Genomic DNA, 22,044 nt, shown 5'->3' on the forward strand with positions numbered 1-22,044 from the left:
ATGGCTCGGATTACGTTGCGTCAATTGCTCGACCACGCGGCGGAGCATGATTACGGCGTGCCGGCCTTCAACATCAACAATATGGAGCAGGCGCTCGCGATCATGGAGGCCGCCTCCAGCCTCGATGCGCCCGTCATCATCCAGGCCTCGCGCGGCGCGCGCTCCTATGCCAACGACATCATGCTCAAGCACATGATGGACGCCGTCACCGAAATCTATCCGCAGATCCCGGTCTGCGTGCATCTCGATCACGGCAATGCTCCCGACACCTGCATGACCGCGATCCAGGCCGGCTTCACCTCGGTCATGATGGACGGTTCGCTGAAGGCCGACGGCAAGAGCCCGGCCGACTGGACCTACAACGTCGGCGTCACCAAGACCGTCACCGACATGGCCCATCTCGGCGGCATCTCGGTGGAAGGCGAACTCGGCGTGCTCGGCTCGCTCGAAACCGGCATGGGCGACAAGGAAGACGGCCACGGCGCCGAAGGTAAATTGTCGCACGACCAGCTGCTGACCAACCCGGACGAGGCGGTCAAATTCGTCCAGGAGACCAAGGTCGACGCCCTGGCGATCGCAATGGGCACCTCGCACGGCGCCTACAAGTTCACCCGCAAGCCCGACGGCGACATCCTCGCCATGAACGTGATCGAGGAGATCCACCGCAAGCTGCCGAACACGCATCTGGTGATGCATGGTTCGTCCTCAGTGCCGCAGGACCTGCAGGAAATCATCAACGCCAACGGCGGCAAGATGAAGCCGACCTGGGGTGTGCCGGTCTCCGAGATCCAGCGCGGCATCAAGCACGGCGTGCGCAAGATCAACATCGACACCGACAACCGGATGGCGATGACCGGGCAGATCCGCAAGGTTCTGAAGGACAATCCGGAAGAGTTCGACCCGCGCAAATATCTCAAGCCGGCGATGGAAGCGATGACCAAGCTGTGCAAGCAGCGGCTGCAGGAATTCAACACCGCGGGCCAGGCCAGCAAGATCAAGAAGGTGCTGACCACGGCCGAAATGGCCAAGCGCTACAGCAAGGGCGAGCTTGACCCGAAGGTCGCCTGACCTCGCACCAACCCGCCGCGGAGGCTGCCGGCCGCGACGAACGTTTTCTAGGCAATTGCCCGAGAACCGCCTATTTTGGTTTGCAAGGCAGGTGTCTGGAGAACGGATCAATGAATCTCGCTGACCTCAACAAGGTCGCCCTCGCCATGGTCACGCCGGGCAAGGGCGTACTCGCCGCCGACGAATCCTCCGGCACGATCAAGAAGCGCTTCGACGCCATCAGCGTCGAATCGACCGAGGAGACGCGCCGCGACTACCGGGAAATGCTGTTTCGCTCGCAGGAGGCGATGAGCAAATACGTCTCGGGCGTCATCCTCTATGACGAAACCATCTGGCAGAATGCCAAGGACGACACGCCGCTGGTCAAGCTGATCGAACAGTCCGGCGCCATCCCCGGCATCAAGGTGGATGAGGGGACCCAGGGCCTGCCGGGCTGCCCCGGCGAATTGATCACGGCCGGGCTCGACAAGCTCGCCGAGCGCCTGAAGAAATACTACGAGCGCGGCGCACGGTTCGCCAAATGGCGGGCGGTGATCGACATCGGACAGAACATCCCCAGCATGACCGCGATCCATGTCAACGCGCATGCGCTCGCCCGTTACGCCGCGTTGTGCCAGCAGGCGCAGATCGTGCCGATCGTGGAGCCGGAAGTGTTGATGGACGGCGATCACGACATCGATCGCTGCTTTGAGGTGACCCAGCGGGTCCTGAACAAGACATTCCAGGAATTGCGGGTCCAGCGCGTCGCGCTGGAGGGCATGATCCTGAAACCCAATATGGCGATCGCAGGCAAGAAAAGCGCAAAGCCATCGCCCGTTGAAGAGGTCGCGGAGAAAACCATCCGGCTATTGAAGAGCTGCGTTCCGGCGGCCGTTCCCGGCATCGCCTTCCTCTCCGGCGGACAATCCGACGAGGATGCCACCGCGCATCTCAACGCCATGAACCGGATCGGCGGCCTGCCCTGGCGGCTGACCTTCTCCTACGGCCGCGCGCTGCAGGCGGCGCCGCAAAAGGCATGGTCGGGCAAGGCCGAGAACGTCGCGGCCGGCCAGCGCGCCTTCACGCACCGGGCGCGGATGAACGCGCTGGCGAGCAAGGGTGAGTGGGAAGCCGGCCTGGAAAAGAAGGTGGCATAGCATTGGCCGCCAAACCCGTTCCGCAGCGCCCGGTGCCGCGCCTCTATCTCGCGACACCAGTCGTTGACGACCCATCACAGCTCATCGCCAGCCTCCCCGGCCTGCTCGCCGCCGCTGACGTCGCCGCGGTTCTGCTGCGGCTGCGCGAGACCGACCAGCGCACCATGATCTCGCGCATCAAGGCGCTGGCGCCCGTTGTTCAGGACGGCGGCGCGGCGCTGCTGCTGGATGGCCATGTCGAGCTGGTGGCCCGCGGCGGCGCCGATGGCGCGCATCTGACCGGGATCTCGGCCATCGAAGACGCCTTCCCATCGCTCAAGCCCGATCGCATCGCCGGCGTCGGCGGCCTCGCCACGCGGCACGATTCGATGGCCGCGGGCGAAGCGGGTGCGGACTACGTGCTGTTCGGTGAGCCCGACGCCAAAGGCGAGCGCCCTTCGGCGGAAGCGATCGCCGAGCGCCTGCAATGGTGGGATGAATTGTTCGAACCGCCCTGCGTCGGCTATGCGGCCTCGCGCGAGGAGGCCCGCGAATTTGCCGCCGCGGGTGCGGATTTCGTGCTGGTCGGCGATTGCATCTGGGCCGATCCGCGCGGGCCCGAGGCGGCGCTGATCGATATCGAGCAGGCGATCACGCAAGCGCACGCCGCCGCGTTTGGGAAAAACAAGAGCACGGACGACACCACCGAGCCGACGACCGGACGGGGATAGCGCCGGACATGAGACTGCTGCGTCCGATATCGATCCTTGGCTGCTGCCTGATGGCAGCGGCAGGCGCATCGGCGCAGATCTCGCTGACGCCGCCCGCAGCGCAGGCACCCGCACCCGCTAGCAAGCCGGCCGCGAAGAAAGAGGCGCCCAAATCGGCGACCAAAGAGACTTCCAAAGAGACTTCCAAGGAGGCCCCGAAGCCGAAGGCGCCCGCTGTCGCCAAGAAGCCTGCGGCCACGCCCACTCCGACAGCTTCACCCACGCCCAGCTTCGACGATCCCAATGTCGATCTCGTCTATGGCGCCTATCAGCGCGGCCTCTACAAGACCGCGCTCGATCTGGCGCTGACGCGGGCGCAATATGCCGGCGACGCCAAGGCGATGACGATGATCGGCGAGCTCTACTCCGGCGCCCTCGGCGTCAAGCGCGACTACGCGAAAGCCATCGAATGGTACCAGCGCGCCGCCGACGCCGGCGACCGCGAGGGCATGTTTGCGCTGGCGATGATGAAGCTTTCCGGCCGCGGCGGCCCGGTCAACCGCGAGCAAGCGGTCAAGCTGCTGGCTTCCGCCGCCAAGCTCGGCAATCCCAAGGCGGCGTATAATCTCGCGCTGCTGTATCTCGACGGGCAGACGCTGCCGCAGGATGTGAAACGTTCCGCCGAATTGCTGCGGATCGCAGCCGACGCCGGCAACCCGGAAGCGCAATACGCGCTCGCGACCTTTTACAAGGAAGGCACCGGCGTGCCCAAGGACATCGACAAGGCGGTGCGCCTGCTGCAGGCCGCGTCGCTGGCCGACAATGTCGATGCCGAGGTCGAATACGCGATCGCGCTCTATAACGGCACCGGCACGCCAAAAAACGAGGCCGCCGGCGTGGCGTTGCTCCGCAAGGCGGCCCGGCAAAACAGCCCGATCGCGCAGAACCGCCTCGCCCGCGTGCTGGTTAGTGGACAGGGCGCGCTGGTGGACAAGGTCGAGGCCCTGAAATGGCACATTGTCGCCAAAACCGCCGGCAAGGGCGATCCGATGCTGGACGATGCGCTGGCGGGCCTCAGTCCCGAGGACCGCGCCAGGGCCCAGGAGGCCGCCCGCAAATGGATCGGCAACGACAAGAAATGACGCCTTGACGGCGACACATCGTCAGGGCACCCAGTCCCTCACCCCCTCGCTAAACCCTTAGCTCAACCCTTGGGCGGCATTGGCCGCTTCCTCCTAACCCATAAGCCCCGCATCATGCTGCATTCAGCCCTTATCAACGTCATGGTGAAAGCCGCGCGCCACGCCGGCCGCAGCCTCAAGCGCGACCTCGGCGAGGTCGAGCATCTGCAGGTGTCGCTGAAGGGGCCTGCGAATTTCGTCACCATGGCCGACAAGCGCGCCGAGGAACTGCTCTATGCGGATCTGACCAAGTCGCGGCCGGGTTACGGCTTCATCGGCGAGGAAGGCGGCACGCGCGAAGGCGCCGACAAGAGCCATACCTGGATCGTCGATCCCCTGGACGGCACGACGAACTTCCTGCACGGCATTCCGCAATTCGCGATCTCTATCGGCCTGCAGCGCGAAGGCACCATCATCGCCGGCGTGATCTACAATCCGGCCAATGACGAGCTCTACATCGCCGAGCGCGGCAAGGGCGCGTTCCTCAACGACCAGCGGCTGCGCGTCGCCGGCCGGCGCCAGCTCGACGAATGCGTGGTCGGCTGCGGCCTGCCGCATATCGGACGCGGCGATCATGCCCAGTCGCGGCTGGAAATGACCGCGATCCAGGAAAGGGTCGCGGGCCTTCGAAGGTTCGGCGCCGCCTCGCTCGACATGGCCTTCGTCGCCGCCGGCCGCCTCGACGGCTATTGGGAGCGCAATCTGCAGCCATGGGACATGGCGGCCGGACAGATCTTGATCCGCGAAGCCGGCGGCGTCGTGTCAGGCATGGCTGGAGACGACGATCCGCTCACGACCGGACACCTGATCTGCGGCAACGAGTTCGTGCACAAAGAGCTGGTGAAGATTCTCAAGCCGCTGTGACGGCGCTGGAGCCTGCCGGTCGAGGCGACAGGCCGGTGCGGTGAATGATCGCTACTCCGCAGCCCTCGGCGCTGCCTGCGCCGGCTTCGCTTCCGCCACCTTCTCGCGATCGCCGGCAAGGAACCTTTGCACCACGACGAAGAACACCGGCACCATCAGCAGCGCCAGGATCACGACCGCGATCATGCCGCCCATCACGCTGGTGCCGAGTGCCTGCTGGCTGGCGCCGCCGGCGCCGGTCGCGATCACCATCGGCAACACGCCGCAAACGAAGGCGAGACCGGTCATCAGGATCGGGCGGAAACGCAAGGTACAGGCTTCGATCGTCGCTTCGACCAGCGGCTTGCCTTGCGCGCGCAGCTCCTTGGCAAACTCGATGATCAGAATGGCATCTTTCGCAGCCAGTCCGATGATGGTGATCAGGGCGACGGTGAAGTAAACGTCGTTCGGCAAGCCGCGCAACGACGCGGCCAGCACCGAACCGCAGATGCCGAGCGGCACCGTCAGCAGCACGGCGAGCGGAATGGTCCAGCTTTCATAGAGGGCTGCCAGACACAGGAACACCACCAGCGCCGACAGTCCGAGCAGGAACGGCGCCTGCGAGCCCGAGAGCTTTTCCTGCAGCGATTGACCGGTCCACTCATAGCCGAAGCCGCGCGGCAGCTTGCCCGCGAGCCGCTCCATCTCGGCGATGGCATCGCCCGAGGTAAAGCCGGGCTTGGCTTCGCCGCTGATGCGCACCGCGGGATAGTAGTTGAAGCCGGCGATCTGCGTCGGCCCCTTCGACCATTCGACGGAGGCGAACGAGGACAGCGGCACCAGCTGGCCGCGGCTGTTCTTGACGTTGTAGTTCAGGATGTCGTCGGCGTTCATGCGGCTGCCGCGGTCGGCCTGCACGATCACGCGCTGCATCCGGCCCCGGTTCGGGAAGTCGTTGATGTAGTTCGATCCGAGATTGGTCGAGATGGTGTTGTTGATGTCCTCGAAGGTGACGCCGAACGCGCCGGCCTTTTCGCGGTCGATCATCAGATTGACCTGCGGCCCCGGCGGCAGGCCTTCGACATAGACCTTTTGCAGCACACGGCTGGCATTGGCTTCCGCGATGAGCTGCTCGGCGGCGCTGACCAGCGCCGGATAACCCTTCTGGCCGCGGTCCTGCAGTCGGAACGAGAAGCCCGAGGAGTTGCCGAGATTGTCGATCGGCGGCGGCTGGAGCGCGGAAATCCGGGCGTCGCGGATCGACGACAGATCACGGTTGATGTCGTTGACGATGGCGGCTGCCGAATCCTTCGGCCCGCGATCCGACCAGTCCTTCAGCGTGATGAAGGCCTGAGCGGTGTTGATGCCCTGGCCGAGGAAGCTGAAGCCGGTGAGGAACGTGACGTTCTCAACGCCGGAACGCTTGGCCAGATATTGCTCGACCTTCTCGACCGCCGCCTCGGTGCGGGCATAGGACGAGTCAGCCGGTGTCTGCACGTCGGTGGTGATGAAGCCCTGGTCGTCGACCGGCAGGAAGCCGCCGGGCAAGCGAATAAAGGCCCAGCTCAGCCCGACGATCAGCGCCGCATAGATCAGCATCAGTCGGCCGGTTCGCTTCAGCGAATGTCCGACGACGCGCGTATAACCGTCCTTGGTGCCGTCGAGCGCGCGGTTGAACCAGCCGAACACGCCCTTCCTGGCATGGCCGTGGCCGGCCGCGACCGGCTTCAGCAAGGTCGCGCACAGCGCCGGCGTCAGCGACATCGCCAACAGCGCGGAGAACGCGATCGCCGCGACCATCGTTACCGAGAATTGCCGGTAGATGACGCCGACCGAACCCGGGAAGAACGCCATCGGCACGAACACCGCGATCAGCACCAGGGTAATGCCGATGATGGCGCCTGTGATCTGCGACATCGCCTTGCGGGTGGCCTCCTTCGGCGGCAGGCCCTCTTCCGCCATGATGCGCTCGACGTTCTCGACCACCACGATAGCGTCGTCGACGAGAATGCCGACCGCCAGCACCATGCCGAACATCGTCAACATGTTGATGGAGTAGCCGGCCGCCAGCAGGATCGCGCAGGTGCCGAGCAGCGCCACCGGCACCACGATGGTCGGAATGATGGTGTAGCGGATGTTCTGCAGGAACAGGAACATCACGATGAAGACCAGCACGATGGCTTCGACCAGCGTCATCAGCACCTTCTCGATCGAGGCCTTCACGACAGGTGTGATGTTGTACGGAATTTCATAGGCGATGTTGGCCGGGAAGAAGCGCGACAGCTCCTTCATCTTGGCCTCGACCGCGCTTGCGGTCGCCAGCGCGTTGCCGGTCGGCGACATCAGCACCGACAGACCCGCCGTCGGTTTGCCGTTAAGCCGCGTGTTGAACTGATAGCTTAATCCGCCGATCTCGATCCGGGCCACGTCGCGCAAACGTACCGTCGAGCCGTCCGCATTGGCACGCAGGATAATCGCGCCGAATTCGTCCGGCGACGAGAGCTGGCCCTTGACCAGCACCAGCGCCGAAATCTTCTGGTCGTCCGTGCTCGGCTCGGCGCCGATGCTGCCGGAGGCGACTTGCGCGTTCTGCGCCGTGATCGCCTTGTTGACGTCGTCGGCGGTCAGGCCATAGCCGACCAGCTTGGCCGGATCGACCCAGATACGCAGACTGCGTTCGGTGGAATAGAGCGTGGCGCGGCCGACGCCGGGAATGCGTCTGATTTCGCCGAGAACGCTACGAATCATGAAGTCGCCGAGGCCGACCTCGTCGAGGCTGCCGTCGGTCGAGCGCAGCGTGATGATCTGCAGCACGGCGCTGGAAGCTTCCTCGATCAGGATGCCCTGCTGGATCACCGCGCGCGGCAGACGTGCCTCGACGCGCTTGATGCGATTCTGCACCTCCACCGACGCCGTCCCGGTGTCGGTGCCCGGCACGAAATTGGCGATGATCTCGACCTGGCCCAGCGAGTCGCTGGTGGACTCGAAGTTCAGGATGCCGTTGGCGCCGTTGAGCTCTTCCTCGATCAGCCGCGTGACGCTGTTGTAGAGGTTTTCCGGCGACGCGCCGGGATAGCTGGTCGATATCGAGATCGAGGGCGGCGCGATGATCGGATACTGCGCGATCGCCAGCAGCGGGATCGATATCGCGCCGATCAGACAGATGAAAAGCGCGACGACCCAGGCGAAGATCGGCCTGTCGATGAAGAAACTCGGCATGGAATCTACCGTGTCGCTTGCGCGGACGGCCTGGCACCGGCGAAATCGGCGGACGCGTCGGCCTCGGTCAGCAGCTGCGGCCGGACCTTATCGCCGGCGGCAAACTTCTGGAAGCCCTCGACGATGACCCTGTCACCGGCCTTCAAGCCCTCGGTGACGAACCACTGGCCGCCCTGCAGCGAGCCGGTGCGTACCGGCTGGACGGCGACGAGGTTGTCGCTCTTGACCACGAACACTTCGCTGCCGCCGCCGCCATTGCGCTGGATCGCCTGCTGCGGCACCGCGATAGCGTCAGTATCGATGCCCTGCTCGATCAGCACGCGGACATACATGCCCGGCAGCAATTCACGCCTTGGATTGGGAAACTCGCCGCGCAACGTCACCTGCCCGGTATGGGCATCGACCTTGGCCTCCGAGAACAGCAATCTGCCGGCAATCGGATAAACCGAGCCATCGTCCAGCACCAGGCGAACCTTCATCGCGTCAGGCGCGATACGGTCGAGATCGCCGCTCTCCACCGCCCGCCGCAGCTGATTGAGTTCGTTCACCGATTGGGTGAAATCGGCATAGATCGGATCGAGTTGCTGGATGGTCGCAAGGCTCGTGGTTTCGTTCTGCACGACGAGCGCGCCTTCGCTCACCAGCGCGGCGCCGACGACGCCGTCGATCGGAGCGCGGATGGTGGCATAATCAAGATTGAGTTTCGCGCGGGCGACGTCGGCCTTGCGGCCCTCGACGTCGGCAGCCGCCTGACGCTCGGCCGAGATGGCTTTTTCGTTCTCGGCTTCGGGGGCTGCGCGTTGGCTGGTCAGCGTGGCGATACGGCGCGCGTGCGATGCGGCCTGATCGAGCGTGGCTTTGGCGCGCGCCAGCGCCGCTTCGGTCGATTGCACCTCGACCTCGAACGGCCGCGGATCGATCCTGTAAAGGGCGTCGCCGGCCTTAACCTCGCTGCCCTGATGGAACAGGCGCTCGACCACGATACCTGACACGCGCGGGCGCACTTCGGAAACCCGGGTCGGCGCGATACGGCCCGGCAACTCGCGGACAATCGCACGCGCCTGCGGCCTCGCGGTGACGACGCTGACATCTGGTTCGGAGGAAGGCGGCACGGCAGCCGTTGCAGCTGTCGGCTCTTTGCATCCGGCCAACAGCGGCGCCATCGCAACGAGCACCAGCGCGATGCATGATTGCGCACGAATTCCAGACATCAGAAATATCGCCCCTTTAGTCGAGTTGAAGCGCAAACACCTGTTTGCGCGATATGTCGCGAAGACACCGCGTTGTTGTTGAGACAAGGATAGGAGGAGTTTGTTGCGATGCAATGCGCATGCGCGGCGGCCCAATGTCACAGACGCTATCGCACTGAATAAACGGCGATTTTGCCGACTCACCGGATTGTGACAACATTCCTTTTTAGCTCAATGGAATGGAACCCAGGTTGTGAACGCTTGAAAGAGCGGCCGCGCGCGAGCTTGCGGAAAATTGGCGCGAATCGCCTGCTGTCCTGTTAACCAGCCGCCTTCATCCGGTAGTGGCTGATGCCCCATTCGCTGCCGTCGGCGTAACCGAACAGGCCTGACGTCGCGAGAAAGAACCAGCGCCAGCGACGCATCCACAACGCGGTCTCGCCGCCATAGACGGGACGCAACACCGCTTCGATCTCCTCGCGGTGCAGATCGAAATTGGCCAGCCAATCCTGCGCGGTGCGGTGATAATGCAGCCCGCTCCAGCGCCATTCCTTTTCGATTTCGAGCAGATCGGAATATTGCCGGATCAGATGGTGGCTCGGCATCATGCCGCCGGTGAAGAAATGCTGCGCCACCCAGTCCTCGCCATCGGCGCGGTCGAACAGATTGGCGCCCGAGCGATGGGTGAAGATGTGCATGAAGAAGCGGCCGTCGGGCTTCAGCCAGGAACGGATCCGCGACATCAATTCGCGCCAGTTCAACAGGTGCTCGAACATCTCGACGGAGACGATGCGGTCGAACTGCATCTGCGGGTCGAACAGATTCATCTCCGCAGTAACCACACGCAGATTCTTCAATCCGCGCTTGCCGGCTTCGCCCTCGATGAATTGGCGCTGCGGGGCGGAGTTCGATACTGCCGTCACCTCCGAATGCGGGAACTGCCGCGCCATCCACAGCGACAGCGAACCCCAGCCGCAGCCGAATTCGAGAATCGATTGGCCGTCGGCGATATCGGCATGCCCGACGGTCTGACGCAGCGCCTCCTCTTCGGCCTCCTGCAATGTCGTGGCCGGCTCCCGGTAGAAGCACGAGGAATATTTGCGGTGCGGCCCCAACACAAGCGCGTAGAACGCCGCCGGCACCTCGTGATGCTGCGCGGTGGCCTCGTCGCTGTATTCGGCGATGGCGCGCGCGGCCATCTCGTCGGCAAACCAGGCGTCGCTTTCGGCATTGCCGACGGCGAGCCTTGTTGCGGTGCGCGTACACAGCCGGTGGATCGCGGCGCGGATGATGACGTCAGGCAGCGGCACCCGCTCAGCGGTGCCGATGATCGTGGAAACAAAGCTCATGTACCACTCCCTTTTCTGAGCACGATCCTTTTTTAGAAAACCGGCCTCCACTTTCGGGGATCATCTTGCGGCGACAGCGAGAAGAACTGACGGGCACAGAACTGACAGTCGCGATAGCGGTCATCGCGCGGGCGCAGCAGCTGCGGCGCCAGCGACGGAATGCCGGTTACGCGGGCCAAACCGGGCGAAACGGTCCAGATTGTATCCACCCAGCCGGCATTGCCGGTGCGTGGCGGCACCATCCAGGTGCCCGCCATCCGGGCCGAGAGCAAAACGGCCATCGCCGTCAGCGCTTCGAGATACAGGACCGTCATGAAAAATCCCGGTTGGACAAAGAACGTTTCCAAAATACGCTCAAGTCAAAGCCCGGTTTCGGCGTGAAGTTCCCCTCCGTCTGCCTGAAACAGCGTTTTTCCGATCTTTTTTCTCGGCCGCGCTGTGCCATATTGGCCTCCCAAACGCGGCTTTTCGCAACGGAAGACCCCCGCAATGCCCCAAGGCCCCTCCGCCCGCTCCGAAATGGAGATCGAGCTCACCAAATTGTCGTCGCCACAGATCTTTCTAGTGCGGATGCTGGTGTTCCTGGTGCTGTGCGGCCTGGTCATGACCGTGCTCTACAAGCAGATCGTCACCGCGTTCTTCGCCAATCCCGGCCTCAACGCCCTGATCGGCGCGGTGCTTCTGATCGGCATCATCCTGTCGTTCCGGCAGGTGATCCGGCTCTACCCGGAAGTCTCCTGGGTCAACAATTTCCGCATCGCCGATCCCGGTCTCGCCATCGACCGGCGCCCGACGCTGCTGGCGCCGATGGCGGCGATCCTCGGCGGCGAGCGCACCGGGCGGATGTCGATCTCGCAGCAGACCATGCGGCATTTGCTGGATTCGATCGCAACCAGGCTGGACGAAGCCCGCGACATCTCCCGCTACATGACGGGCTTGCTGGTCTTCCTCGGCCTGCTCGGCACCTTCTGGGGCCTGATCGAAACCGTGGGCTCCGTCGGCCAGGTGATCGAGGGGCTGAAGGTCGGTGGTGATTCGGGCTCGCTGTTCGAGACCCTGAAGGAGGGTCTGGGTGCGCCGCTCAAGGGCATGGGCATCTCGTTTTCGTCCTCGCTGTTCGGCCTTGCCGGATCGCTGATCCTGGGTTTCCTCGACCTGCAATCGAGCCAGGCGCAGAACCGTTTCTACACCGACCTGGAAGACTGGCTCGCCTCGACCGTGCGGGAATATTCGGGCGACGGCACCACCGGCGTTTCCGGCGAACTGCAGCACGCGATGGAGCGGCTGCGCGCGGTGGTCGAGGAGGGCGGCAGCAGCCGCAGCACCACGGCGGCGATGGCCAATCTGGCCGAAGCCATTCAGGGCCTGGTCGCGCATATGCGCACCGAGCAGCAGATGATCCGCGAATGGGCCGACGGCCAGGGCGAACAGAACCGCGAGATCAAGAAGCTGCTCGAGCGGATCGCGCGCCAACCCGAGAAGAGTTAACTGCATGATCCCGAAAAGTGGCGTTCCGGTTTTCGGATAAGATCATGCTCAGACATAAAGAGATTTAGCCGATGGCCCTCGCGCGTGCACGCCGCAACGAATCGGGAATGAACTACTGGCCGGGCTTCGTCGACGCGCTGTCGACGCTGGTGCTCTCGATCGTGTTCCTGCTCTCGGTGTTTCTCGTCGTGCAGTTCTTCCTGTCGCAGGAAGTGACCGGCAAGGATAAGGCGCTGGAAGCGCTCAACGCCAAGATCGCGCAGTTGAACGACCTGCTGTCGCTCGAAAAACTCACCGGATTGAACCTCAGCGACCAGCTCTCGCAGGCGCGCGCCGGATTGACATCGGTGGAAGCGGCGCGCGATCGCATCAAGGGCCTTTATGAGGGGCTTGCCGGCGCCGGCAACGACGCCCAGGGCCGTGCCAACGAACTCAACAAGGCGCTGGATTCCGAGAAGGCGGTGACGTCGCGCGCGCTGGCGCAGATCGAGGTGCTGAACCAGCAGATCAGCGCGCTGCGCCGGCAGCTCGCCGCGCTTGAAGAGGCGCTCGACGCCTCCGAAAAGCGCGACAAGGAATCGCAGGGCCGCATTGCCGATCTCGGCCAACGCCTCAACGTGGCGCTGGCGCAGCGGGTGCAGGAACTGACGCGTTACCGTTCCGAATTCTTTGGGCGGCTGCGTGCGATTCTCGGCAATCGACCGGATGTCCGAATCGTCGGCGATCGCTTCGTGTTCCAATCCGAAGTGTTCTTCGACACCGGACAAGCCTTGCTGCTGCCCGAAGGCCGCGCCGAGCTCGACAAGCTTGCTTCCGCGCTGGTTGATCTCGACAAGCAGATCCCGAGCGAAATCGCCTGGGTGCTGCGGGTCGACGGCCACACCGACGTGCGGCCGATCATGAACAGCCCGGTGTTCAAGTCGAACTGGGAACTATCGGCGGCGCGCGCAATCTCGGTGGTGCAGTATCTGGTCTCGCTCGGCGTCCCCGCGCAGCGGCTGGTCGCCGCAGGCTTTGCCGAATTCCAGCCGCTCGACACGGCGCCGACGGAGGAAGCCTACAAACGCAACCGCCGCATCGAGCTGAAGCTGACGGAACGGTGAGAGTGCCAACATTGTCATTGCCGGGCTTGACCCGGCAATCCATCAAGACAGATTCTTTCGAAGTGGATGGATGCCCGGATCAAGTCCGGGCATGACGAGTGGGGGGTTAAATCCCCTCGAACTGCAATCTTGCCAGCCTTGCATACAGCCCGTTCGCGGCAACCAGCGAGGCATGCGTGCCCTGCTCGACGATGCGGCCCTGGTCCATCACCATGATGCGGTCGCAGGACAGAACGGTCGCGAGCCGGTGCGCGATCACGAGCGTGGTGCGGTGGCGCATCAATTCTTCCAGCGCGGTCTGCACCAGGGTCTCGCTTTCGGCATCGAGCGCCGAGGTTGCCTCATCGAGCAGCAACAGCGGGGCGTCGCGCAGGATGGCGCGGGCAATGGCGATGCGCTGGCGCTGGCCGCCCGACAGCGTCACGCCGCGCTCGCCAAGCTGCGCCTCGAAACCGTCAGGCAGGCGGCGAATGAATTCGGTGGCATGCGCCTGATCGGCCGCGCGTTCGACCTCGGCATCGCTGGCATCAGGCCGGCCGAAGCGGATGTTTTCACGGGCGCTTGCCGCGAACACCACCGAGTCCTGCGGCACCAGCGCGATGCGCGCGCGTAACTCGTGCGGATCGGCCGACCTGATCGGCACGCCATCGACCGAAATCGTTCCGCTGGCGGGATCGTAGAACCGCAGCAGCAGGTGAAACAGCGTGCTCTTGCCGGCGCCTGACGGGCCGACGATCGCGACCTTCTCTCCGGCCCGCACCGACAGCGAGACGTTGTCGATCGCCCGTACATCCGGGCGCGTCGGGTAGTTGAAGCTGACATTCTCAAACCCGACATCGCCGCGCGCAGGCACCGGCAGGGCGACCGGCGAGGCCGGCGCCGTGATCTGCGGCTTGACGCGCAGGATCTCGAACAGCCGTTCGGCGGCGCCCGAGGCGGCCGAGACTTCACCCCAGACCTCGCTGAGCTGGCCGAGGCCCGTCGCGGCGAACGCGGCATACAGCACGAACTGGCCGAGTCGGCCGGGGCTGATCGAACCGGTCAGCACGTCGTGCGAGCCGACCCACAGGATGACGACGACGCTGGAAAACACGATGAAGATGATGATCAAGGTCAGCACCGCGCGCGCCCGCGTCGAACTGCGCGCGGCGTCATAGGCCTGTTCGACCTCGCGGCCGAAGCGCGTCGCGGCCAGCCGCTCGCTGGTATAGGCCTGCACGGTCCGGATGGCGCCGACCAATTCGCTGGCATAGGCGCTGGCGTCGGCCAGCGTATCCTGTGCGTTGCGCGACAGCCGCCGCACCCAGCGTCCGAACGCGACCAGCGGAATCACGATCACCGGAATTGCCAGCAGCACGAACAGCGAAAGCTTCGGGCTCGTGATCACCATCATGGTGGTGGCGCCGATGAACAGCATCAGGTTGCGCAGCGCGATCGACACCGACGCGCCCACCGCCGACTTGATCTGGGTAGTGTCAGCCGTGAGCCGCGACACCAGTTCGCCGCTGCGGGCGGAATCGAAGAACGAAGGCGACAGCGAGATCAGGTGCGCGAACACGTCGCGCCGCAGGTCCGCAACGATGCGCTCGCCGATCGTCATGACCAGATAGAACCGCGACGCGCTGGCGCAGGCCAGCACCGCAACGACCGCGATCATCACGCTGAAATAGCTGTTGATCATCGCGATGCCTTCGGGGCTGAAGCCGAAGTCGATCATGCGCCGCACCGCGATCGGCACCACCAGGGTCGTCACCGCCGCGACGGTCAGCGAGATAAACGCCAATATCGCCCGCCCACGGTAGCGCGCGACGTAGGGCGCCAGCGCCAGCAAGGGACGCAGTTTTGCGCCGGTTTTGGCCGGCGACTGCGTCAGCTGGGTTTCGATGAAGGCCTCTTCCTCGAGCAGCGCGTCGCGCCGCGGCGGCACGCCGCCGGGTGGGTCTTCAAGCTGTTCGGCTGCGCTCATGAAAAGGGACCAGTTTCGATGCCCCCAGATAGGCCCCGGAAGCGGCGCTGGCAAATGCGGCAGATCGGCCAATCAGACGGCTCTGGCAGCTTGTTTTGGCGGCCTTGTTGCGTTATAGACCCGCCCAAATCCCGTACCCCTGACATTTCGAGACGGGCGCAGGCGCGCCGAAGGATATGCCATGAAAGCCGAAATTCACCCGAATTATCATACGATTACGGTCGTTATGACCGATGGTACGGAGTATCAGACCCGTTCCACCTGGGGCAAGGAAGGCGACAAGCTGAACCTCGACATCGACTCGAAGTCGCATCCGGCCTGGACCGGCGGCACCCAGCAGATGCTCGACCGCGGCGGCCGCGTGTCGCGCTTCCAGAAGAAGTTTTCGGGCTTCCTCAAGAAGGACTGAGGGTTTTCGACCCCTCGCCATTCGGCCCAGGAATGCAAAACGCCCCGGTTTCCCGGGGCGTTTTTTATGGGCCACGACGGTGGCGGAATTACCGCTCGAAGGCCGCCTTCAGGCGGTTGAGCTGCGGCACCAGCGGATTGCCGATCGGGGCGCGTTCGGCCGCCGGCGCATGGATCGACGTGTCGAGCCGGCGCACCCGCGACTGCAGGTTCATCGAACGCTCGATCAGGTGCTGCAATTGCAGCGGCAGCTTGGCGATCATGTCTTCGGGACCGGGATCGGCGGCGGAGAGCTTGACCTTGGTCTTTTCGCGGTTGGCCTGGGTCAGCGTCATCTCGCCTTCCTTGACCGCGCGATGCAGCAGCAGCCAGGAGGCGAGCTGCATCAGGCGGGTGGTCAGCCGCATGCTTTCGGTCGCATAGGTGAGACTGACGGAGCGTTCGAGCGCCTTGGCCTCAGCGCGGCCGTCACCGTCGAGATAGGCGGCGGTCTCCTCGACCAGATCCATGCCCTCGCGGAACAGGGTTCCGAATGCCGCCGAATTAGTCAGCCGCTCGCTGAATTGAACGAGCGCGGAATCGCTGTGCAGCCGGTCCGCCATAGTTAACGCCCTCACGCCACTGATACGCTGCCGGCTTTTCAAACCGCCGACTTATGATGAACAAATCATTGCGCTTGCGAGGGCGAGAGTCCAGCCGCATCCGGAAATATGGTTTCCAGCGATGCGGGCACAAAAAAGAGCCGCCGTTTCCGGCGGCTTTTGAAGTTGATAACAGGGAGGCGTCAAACAGAGTGGACAGGAGCCACTCGGTGTCCAAACGAGGACGACGCCAGTCATAAACGAGAAAGCTTAATTGATCGTAAACGAGCGATTTTCTTCAGGCTTTGTTTGCCATGTCGGCCATTGGCCTAGTTTGGGACATGCATTCCTTGCAGCATTAATACGAGGCGCTGGACGCATTAGGCCATTGGCCGCTTACTGTTCATCGCAGGTGAACCCCGGCGGGAACCGCTTCACATATGTCTCGTCGCAGTTTCGGTCGCACTGGCGCTCTTGCTGCCGGGCGAGGACCTGACACGATTTGTTGGACGGCAGTTCGGCGCAGGCGGCGAGATTTTTTTGGAACGGCTTCTTGCAGCGCTGCGCCTTGCATTCGCCCGAGGTCATGTCGATCCCGACGCAACTCGCGGGCGTCCGGGCATCGGCTGGGGCACTCAGTCCGGCAAACACAATTCCCATGACACCCATGACGACCGCGCCGACGAGACGTCTTCCGCGCATTCCCATCCCGGCCCGCGGCTATGACTTGAAAAAACTGTTCGCGGCATCCTTGGACGCGCGCTTCTTGGCCATCGCCGCCTGCAGCCGTTCGATCTCGGAATTCATCAGCGCGATGCGCTCGGTCAATTCCTCGACCGACAGCAGTGACAGGTCCTGCCCGATCTCGTGGGTGATTTTCTTCCTCGGCTTGTCGTCATCCTCGATGGCCATGCGTTTCCTCCGTGCTCGACGATCCCTTGAGGCGGTTGCCAGCCGCATGACGGCTGGCTAATCAGGGGCCGCCTTCAAAATTCCCGTATTTCGCAAGGACAAATCATGGAAAAGCTGCCCGCGCAAATGACCGTCGTCGGCATCAGCAAGCCCGGCGGCCCCGAAGTGCTGTTGCCGGAAACCCGCAGCGTTCCCGTTCCCGGGCCCGGCGAAATCCTGGTCAAGGTCGCCGCCGCCGGCGTCAACCGTCCCGACGTCGCGCAGCGGTCCGGCGCCTACCCGCCGCCGCCCGGCGCCAGCGACCTGCCCGGCCTCGAAATCGCGGGCGAAGTGGTTGCGCTCGGCGCCGGTGCGAGCAAGCACAAGCTCGGCGACAAGGTGATGTCGCTGGTGGCCGGTGGCGGCTACGCGCAATATTGCATCGCGCAAGACGCGCAGGCGATGAGCGTGCCGCCTGTCCTGTCGATGCAGGAAGCCGGCGCCATTCCGGAAACGCTGATGACGGTCTGGCACAATGTGTTCGAGCGCGGCGCGCTGAAGCCCGGCGAAACGCTTTTGATCCACGGCGGCTCGTCCGGCATCGGCACCATGGCGATCCAGCTCGCCAAGGCCTTTGGTTCCAGGGTGATCGTCACCGTCGGCGGCCAGGACAAGGTCGATGCGTGCCTGAAACTCGGCGCCGATCGCGCCATCAACTACAAGACCGAGGACTTCGTCGCCGAGGTCAAGACCGCCACCGATGGCGCGGGCGCCAACGTCATCCTCGACATGGTCGCCGGCGACTACGTCGATCGCAACTATGATGCCGCCGCGGTCGATGGCCGTATCGTGCAGATCGCCACGCTCAACGGACCGAAGGTTACCGTCAACATCGCCAAGGTCATGGTGAAGCGGCTGACCCATACCGGCTCCACCCTGCGGCCCCGTACTAATGCGGATAAAGCGGCGATGGTCGCCGCGATCGAGGCCAAAGTGATGCCCCTGATGCGCGAAGGGCGGGTAAAGCCGCTGATGGACAGCGCATTCCCGCTGGAAAAGGCGGCCGATGCGCACCGGCGGATGGAGACCAGCGCACATATTGGCAAAATTGTGTTGGAGGTTTAACGCTCCGGACCGAAGCGAAGGCGGAAACCCTTTGATTTCCTTCGCTTTCATGTCATTTTTATCGCGGCAACGTTTGGGCTGTTCGCTGGCCCGGGAACATCGTTGATCGCGGAGTACTGAAATTGCGTCTGATCAGGTGCCTTGCGCTGTTCGCGCTGGGCCTCATGATTGTTGCGTACGCGCCGCCAGCGCGCGCCATTGACGCTGTCAGCGTCCGCAGCGACGCGCCTGCCATCGACCTCACCGCGGTGCTCGATCACCAGCGCAGCGATGCCGACCGCATCCAGGTTTCGACCGCGCCCGGCACCGACGGCATCGTCCGCCGCATCGAGGTGCGCGCCCGTGAAGGCGGCCAGAACTGGGTGGTGTTCGCGCTCGCCAACAACACCGACGACCAGCTCGACCGCCTGATCGTTGCCCCGCATTACCGCATCGTGTCGTCGGGCCTGTTGTGGCCCGATCTCGGATTGTCGCGCATCGCCACCATCACGCCCTCGACCGGCGACCGGCCGGAGCGCCAGGAAAGCGCCACCGCGGACATCTTCCGCATCACGCTCGATCCCGGCGCCGTCGTCACCTTTGTTGCGGAACTGCGCACCGACAAGCTGCCGCAGCTCTATCTATGGGAACCGGACGCCTACAAGGACAAGGTCAACTCGTTCACGCTGTACCAGGGCATCGTGATCGGGATCTCCGGCCTGCTGGCGCTCGTGCTCACCATCCTGTTCGTGGTCAAGGGCAGCATCATGTTCCCGGCCGCCGCCGCGCTGGCCTGGGCGGTGCTGGTCTATATCGGCGTCGATTTCGGCTTCTGGGGCAAGGTTCTGGACATGCAGAACAACGCCGAGCGCGTCTGGCGTGCGGCGGGTGAAGCCATTCTGGCGGCGACGCTGCTGGTGTTCCTGTTCGCCTATCTCAATCTCAGCCGCTGGCATGTGCGCTATTCCCACATCACCGTCGGCTGGCTGACCTTCCTCGGATCCTTGGTGGCGCTGGCGCTGTTCGACCCGGCGGTGGCTTCCGGCATCGCGCGCATGTCGCTGGTCATGATCGCCTTCGCGGGCTTTGCGCTGATCGTCTATCTCTCCACGCACGGTTTTGACCGCGCGGTGCTGTTGATCCCGACCTGGTTCCTGCTGGTGGTCTGGGTGGTCGCGGCCGGCATGGCGGTGGCCGGAAACGTCACCAACGACATCGTCGGCCCGGCGCTGCTCGGCGGCCTCGTGCTGATCGTAATGCTGATCGGATTTACGGTCATGCAGCACGCCTTCGCCGGCGGCGGCGCCACCACCGGAGTGGTCTCCGACGTCGAGCGCCGCGCGCTTGCGCTGACCGGTTCCGGCGATTTGATCTGGGATTGGGACGTCTCCGCCGACAAGGTGTTCACCAGCCCGGAGACCGAGAGCCTGCTCGGCCTCAAGCGCGGTACGCTGGAAGGCCCGGCAGCCAAATGGCTCGAGGTGCTGCATCCGCTCGACCAGGACCGTTTCCGTGCTGCGCTGGACAGCGTGCTCGACCAGCGCCGCGGGCGGCTGGTGCAGGATTTCCGGCTTCGTACACCCGACGGCCACTTCATGTGGTTCGCGCTGAAGGCGCGCCCGGTGGTCGGCTCCGACGGCGAAGTTTCCCGAGTGGTCGGCACGCTGACCGACGTCACCGAGCAGAAGAACGCCGAGGAGCGCATGCTGCATGACAGCGTGCACGACAACCTCACCGGCCTGCCGAACCGCAAATTGTTCATCGACCGCCTCGGCGCGGTGGCGAATTTCGCCAAGACCATGCCGAACCTGCGGCCGACGCTGATGGTGATCGACCTCGACCGCTTCAAGCAGGTCAATGATTCCGTCGGCATCGCGGTCGGCGACTCCATCCTGCTGACGCTGGCACGGCGGCTGACCCGGATTCTCAAGCCGCAGGACACGCTGGCGCGGCTCGCCGGCGACCAGTTCGGCCTGATCCTGATGTCGGAACAGGATTCGGCGCGCATCACCGCGTTTGCCGAGACCATCCGCAAGACCATCCGCGCGCCGATCGCCTTCAACGACCGCGAGATCTTCCTGACCGCTTCGATCGGCCTCGCGCTTTCCGATCCGCAGACACAGCTGTCCGACGAGATCATCAAGGATGCCGAGCTTGCGATGTATCATTCCAAGCGCATCGGCGGCGACCGCATCGACGTCTACAAGCCGGCGATGCGCGCCCGCAAGACCGACCGGCTGACGCTGGAAAGCGAATTGCGCCGCGCCATCGAGCGGCAGGAAATCACGATCCTCTACCAGCCGATCGTGCGGCTGGAGGATCGTTCGATCGCCGGCTTCGAGGCCCTCGCCCGCTGGGATCATCCCAAGCTCGGGCGGATGTCGCCGTCGGAATTCATCTCTATTGCAGAGGAGATCGGCCTGATTGTCGATCTCGGCATGTTCGTGATGGACCAGACGGCCAAGCAGCTCGCGGTGTGGCAGCGCGCGATGCGCTCGCGCGAGCCGATCTTCGCCAGCGTCAACGTCTCCTCGCGCCAGTTGCTGCGCCACGACCTGATCCACGATATCCGCACCGTGCTGTCGCGCTCGTCGGTGGCGCGCGGCACGCTGAAGCTTGAACTCACCGAGTCGCTGGTTATGGAGAACCCGGAACACGCGGCGCAGATGCTGACGCGGATCCGCGAGCTCGGCACCGGATTGTCGCTCGACGATTTCGGCACCGGCCATTCCTCGCTGGCCTATCTGCAGCGCTTCCCGTTCGACACCATCAAGATCGACCAGTCGTTCGTGCGCACCACCAGCCGCGGCACCCGCCCGGTGATCCTGAAATCGATCATCGCGCTCGCCCACGACCTCGGCATGGATGTGGTCGCCGAGGGCGCCGAGACGGACTCCGATGCGGTCGAGCTCTATCAATTGGGCTGCGAATACGCGCAAGGCTTTGCCTTCGGCGAGCCGATGGATGCCGACGCCGCAATGCGGCTGTTGACGGAAGAGCGGCTGGAAGCGGCGAGCTAGTTGTCGCACCACTCTCTCCGTCGTCCCGGCGAACGCCGGGACCCATACGCCGCGGCAGTTATTGTTTGCAGAAGGTCTCTAACGCCAGCGCTCTAACCGATGGGCCGCGGTGTATGGGTCCCGGCTCAAGGCCGGGACGACAGCGTATTTGTTGTTGCACCGTCAACCAAACGCACCTTCGCATTCTCGCGACGCATTACGCCCGAGCTTTGTCAGAAATTCCTTGCCCCCAAAACAGAGGGCGCAGGGAAGACCGGGTGCGCGCTGCACCCGCGGTCCCGTGTGCGGTTTGCACTAAGTAGGCTGCACACGAGCATACAGGGCAGCGGAGAACACCCGGCCTTCCCTGCGCAATGGCTTTACGGCTTATGCCGTGATCTCCCCGGAGACGAGTTCTTGGTTGACTCCGTCGCTGCCGTTTCCGCTTGCGCTTCTCCGACAGCTTGACGCCAGCAACGGGCGCCAGGACCACACGGTTTTGCCGTACGCTAAATCCACGCCGTCGTCAGACGTGAACCAGCGTCCACCGCAACCCGTCCAACGTCCGTGACGACGGCCGCCGCCCTCTGAGTGGGACGGGATGGCCAAAGATATGCACCTGATTTGCCATTCTGTAAAAGCGAAATATTTTTTATTTTGGGGCTTGACACCATTTCCGGATTTCGGAAGTGATTTGCCCGTCGGGCTGGAGGTTGCGGCCGCAGCCGTTGCGCAACTGGCCCCGCGGCCCCCTCGCCGCTCCGACCCGCAAGACATTTGATCTAGATCAACAGGACGTCCAGCGCCCACCCCCTTTTCGTTGCTTCAT

At 64.0% G+C, this 22,044-nt stretch carries 19 protein-coding genes; 11 read left to right on the top strand and 8 right to left on the bottom strand.

Translation table 11 applies throughout. From position 1 onward, the window contains the following. The 5 genes from fba (at position 1) to JQ575_RS09465 (ending at position 4,938) form a co-directional block, all read left to right on the top strand. Entirely contained in the window at positions 1-1,068 is a 1,068-nt protein-coding gene (gene fba / locus JQ575_RS09445) for a class II fructose-bisphosphate aldolase (protein ID WP_212032941.1), read from the top strand. Between the two features lie 110 nt (positions 1,069-1,178). Next, a complete protein-coding gene (locus tag JQ575_RS09450) occupies positions 1,179-2,204 on the top strand; it encodes a class I fructose-bisphosphate aldolase (RefSeq protein ID WP_212032942.1) in 1,026 nt (341 codons plus the stop codon). Positions 2,205-2,206: 2 nt separating this feature from the next. Next, positions 2,207-2,914, top strand: a complete 708-nt coding sequence (locus JQ575_RS09455; RefSeq protein WP_212032943.1) for a thiamine phosphate synthase — start codon at positions 2,207-2,209, stop codon at positions 2,912-2,914. An 8-nt stretch (positions 2,915-2,922) separates the two neighbouring features. After that, entirely contained in the window at positions 2,923-4,035 is a 1,113-nt protein-coding gene (locus JQ575_RS09460) for a tetratricopeptide repeat protein (RefSeq protein ID WP_212032944.1), read from the top strand. A gap of 114 nt (positions 4,036-4,149) precedes the next feature. Continuing rightward, the gene (locus tag JQ575_RS09465) at positions 4,150-4,938 is read left to right on the top strand and encodes an inositol monophosphatase family protein (RefSeq protein WP_212032945.1); all 789 of its coding nucleotides are present in this window, start codon (positions 4,150-4,152) and stop codon (positions 4,936-4,938) included. A gap of 51 nt (positions 4,939-4,989) precedes the next feature. On the opposite strand, the gene JQ575_RS09470 is transcribed toward JQ575_RS09465, so the two are convergent. The 4 genes from JQ575_RS09470 to JQ575_RS09485 form a co-directional block, all read right to left on the bottom strand. Continuing rightward, positions 4,990-8,136, bottom strand: coding sequence for an efflux RND transporter permease subunit (locus tag JQ575_RS09470; RefSeq protein WP_212032946.1), 3,147 nt, complete (start codon positions 8,134-8,136; stop codon positions 4,990-4,992). Positions 8,137-8,141: 5 nt separating this feature from the next. Further along, positions 8,142-9,347, bottom strand: coding sequence for an efflux RND transporter periplasmic adaptor subunit (locus JQ575_RS09475; protein ID WP_212032947.1), 1,206 nt, complete (start codon positions 9,345-9,347; stop codon positions 8,142-8,144). A gap of 299 nt (positions 9,348-9,646) precedes the next feature. Beyond that, on the bottom strand, positions 9,647-10,675 hold the full coding sequence (locus tag JQ575_RS09480; RefSeq protein ID WP_212032948.1) for a cyclopropane-fatty-acyl-phospholipid synthase family protein: 1,029 nt from the start codon (positions 10,673-10,675) through the stop codon (positions 9,647-9,649). Between the two features lie 32 nt (positions 10,676-10,707). Then, positions 10,708-10,989 carry a hypothetical protein gene (locus JQ575_RS09485; protein WP_212032949.1) on the bottom strand — a complete coding sequence of 94 codons (282 nt, stop codon included), beginning with the start codon at positions 10,987-10,989 and terminating at the stop codon, positions 10,708-10,710. Between the two features lie 175 nt (positions 10,990-11,164). Between JQ575_RS09485 and JQ575_RS09490 the strand changes: the two genes are divergently transcribed. Then, positions 11,165-12,163, top strand: coding sequence for a flagellar motor protein MotA (locus tag JQ575_RS09490; protein WP_212032950.1), 999 nt, complete (start codon positions 11,165-11,167; stop codon positions 12,161-12,163). Positions 12,164-12,234: 71 nt separating this feature from the next. Next, a complete protein-coding gene (locus tag JQ575_RS09495) occupies positions 12,235-13,266 on the top strand; it encodes a peptidoglycan -binding protein (RefSeq protein ID WP_212032951.1) in 1,032 nt (343 codons plus the stop codon). Positions 13,267-13,372: 106 nt separating this feature from the next. Here the strand turns inward: JQ575_RS09495 and JQ575_RS09500 are convergent, their stop codons facing one another. Further along, the gene (locus tag JQ575_RS09500; protein WP_212032952.1) at positions 13,373-15,232 is read right to left on the bottom strand and encodes an ABC transporter ATP-binding protein/permease; all 1,860 of its coding nucleotides are present in this window, start codon (positions 15,230-15,232) and stop codon (positions 13,373-13,375) included. Between the two features lie 181 nt (positions 15,233-15,413). Between JQ575_RS09500 and rpmE the strand changes: the two genes are divergently transcribed. After that, positions 15,414-15,641 (top strand): 50S ribosomal protein L31, encoded by a 228-nt coding sequence (gene rpmE, locus JQ575_RS09505; RefSeq protein ID WP_192736886.1) that lies wholly within the window; start codon positions 15,414-15,416, stop codon positions 15,639-15,641. A gap of 88 nt (positions 15,642-15,729) precedes the next feature. On the opposite strand, the gene JQ575_RS09510 is transcribed toward rpmE, so the two are convergent. From JQ575_RS09510 to JQ575_RS09520, 3 genes are all read right to left on the bottom strand, one after another. After that, positions 15,730-16,242 (bottom strand): DUF1465 family protein, encoded by a 513-nt coding sequence (locus JQ575_RS09510; RefSeq protein WP_192736887.1) that lies wholly within the window; start codon positions 16,240-16,242, stop codon positions 15,730-15,732. 375 nt (positions 16,243-16,617) lie between these two features. Further along, entirely contained in the window at positions 16,618-16,809 is a 192-nt protein-coding gene (locus JQ575_RS09515; protein WP_212032953.1) for a hypothetical protein, read from the bottom strand. Positions 16,810-16,941: 132 nt separating this feature from the next. Beyond that, positions 16,942-17,133, bottom strand: a complete 192-nt coding sequence (locus tag JQ575_RS09520; protein WP_192736889.1) for a DUF1192 domain-containing protein — start codon at positions 17,131-17,133, stop codon at positions 16,942-16,944. Between the two features lie 105 nt (positions 17,134-17,238). Between JQ575_RS09520 and JQ575_RS09525 the strand changes: the two genes are divergently transcribed. The 3 genes from JQ575_RS09525 to JQ575_RS09535 all read left to right on the top strand — a co-directional run bounded on the left by JQ575_RS09525 (position 17,239) and on the right by JQ575_RS09535 (position 21,996). Next, a complete protein-coding gene (locus tag JQ575_RS09525) occupies positions 17,239-18,237 on the top strand; it encodes an NAD(P)H-quinone oxidoreductase (RefSeq protein ID WP_212032954.1) in 999 nt (332 codons plus the stop codon). A 122-nt stretch (positions 18,238-18,359) separates the two neighbouring features. Beyond that, positions 18,360-21,236, top strand: coding sequence for an EAL domain-containing protein (locus JQ575_RS09530; protein ID WP_212032955.1), 2,877 nt, complete (start codon positions 18,360-18,362; stop codon positions 21,234-21,236). 580 nt (positions 21,237-21,816) lie between these two features. Beyond that, on the top strand, positions 21,817-21,996 hold the full coding sequence (locus tag JQ575_RS09535) for a hypothetical protein (RefSeq protein ID WP_212032956.1): 180 nt from the start codon (positions 21,817-21,819) through the stop codon (positions 21,994-21,996). Positions 21,997-22,044 lie beyond the last annotated feature (48 nt).

The sequence above is a fragment of the Bradyrhizobium sp. JYMT SZCCT0428 genome (assembly GCF_018131075.1).
Lineage (GTDB): Bacteria > Pseudomonadota > Alphaproteobacteria > Rhizobiales > Xanthobacteraceae > Bradyrhizobium.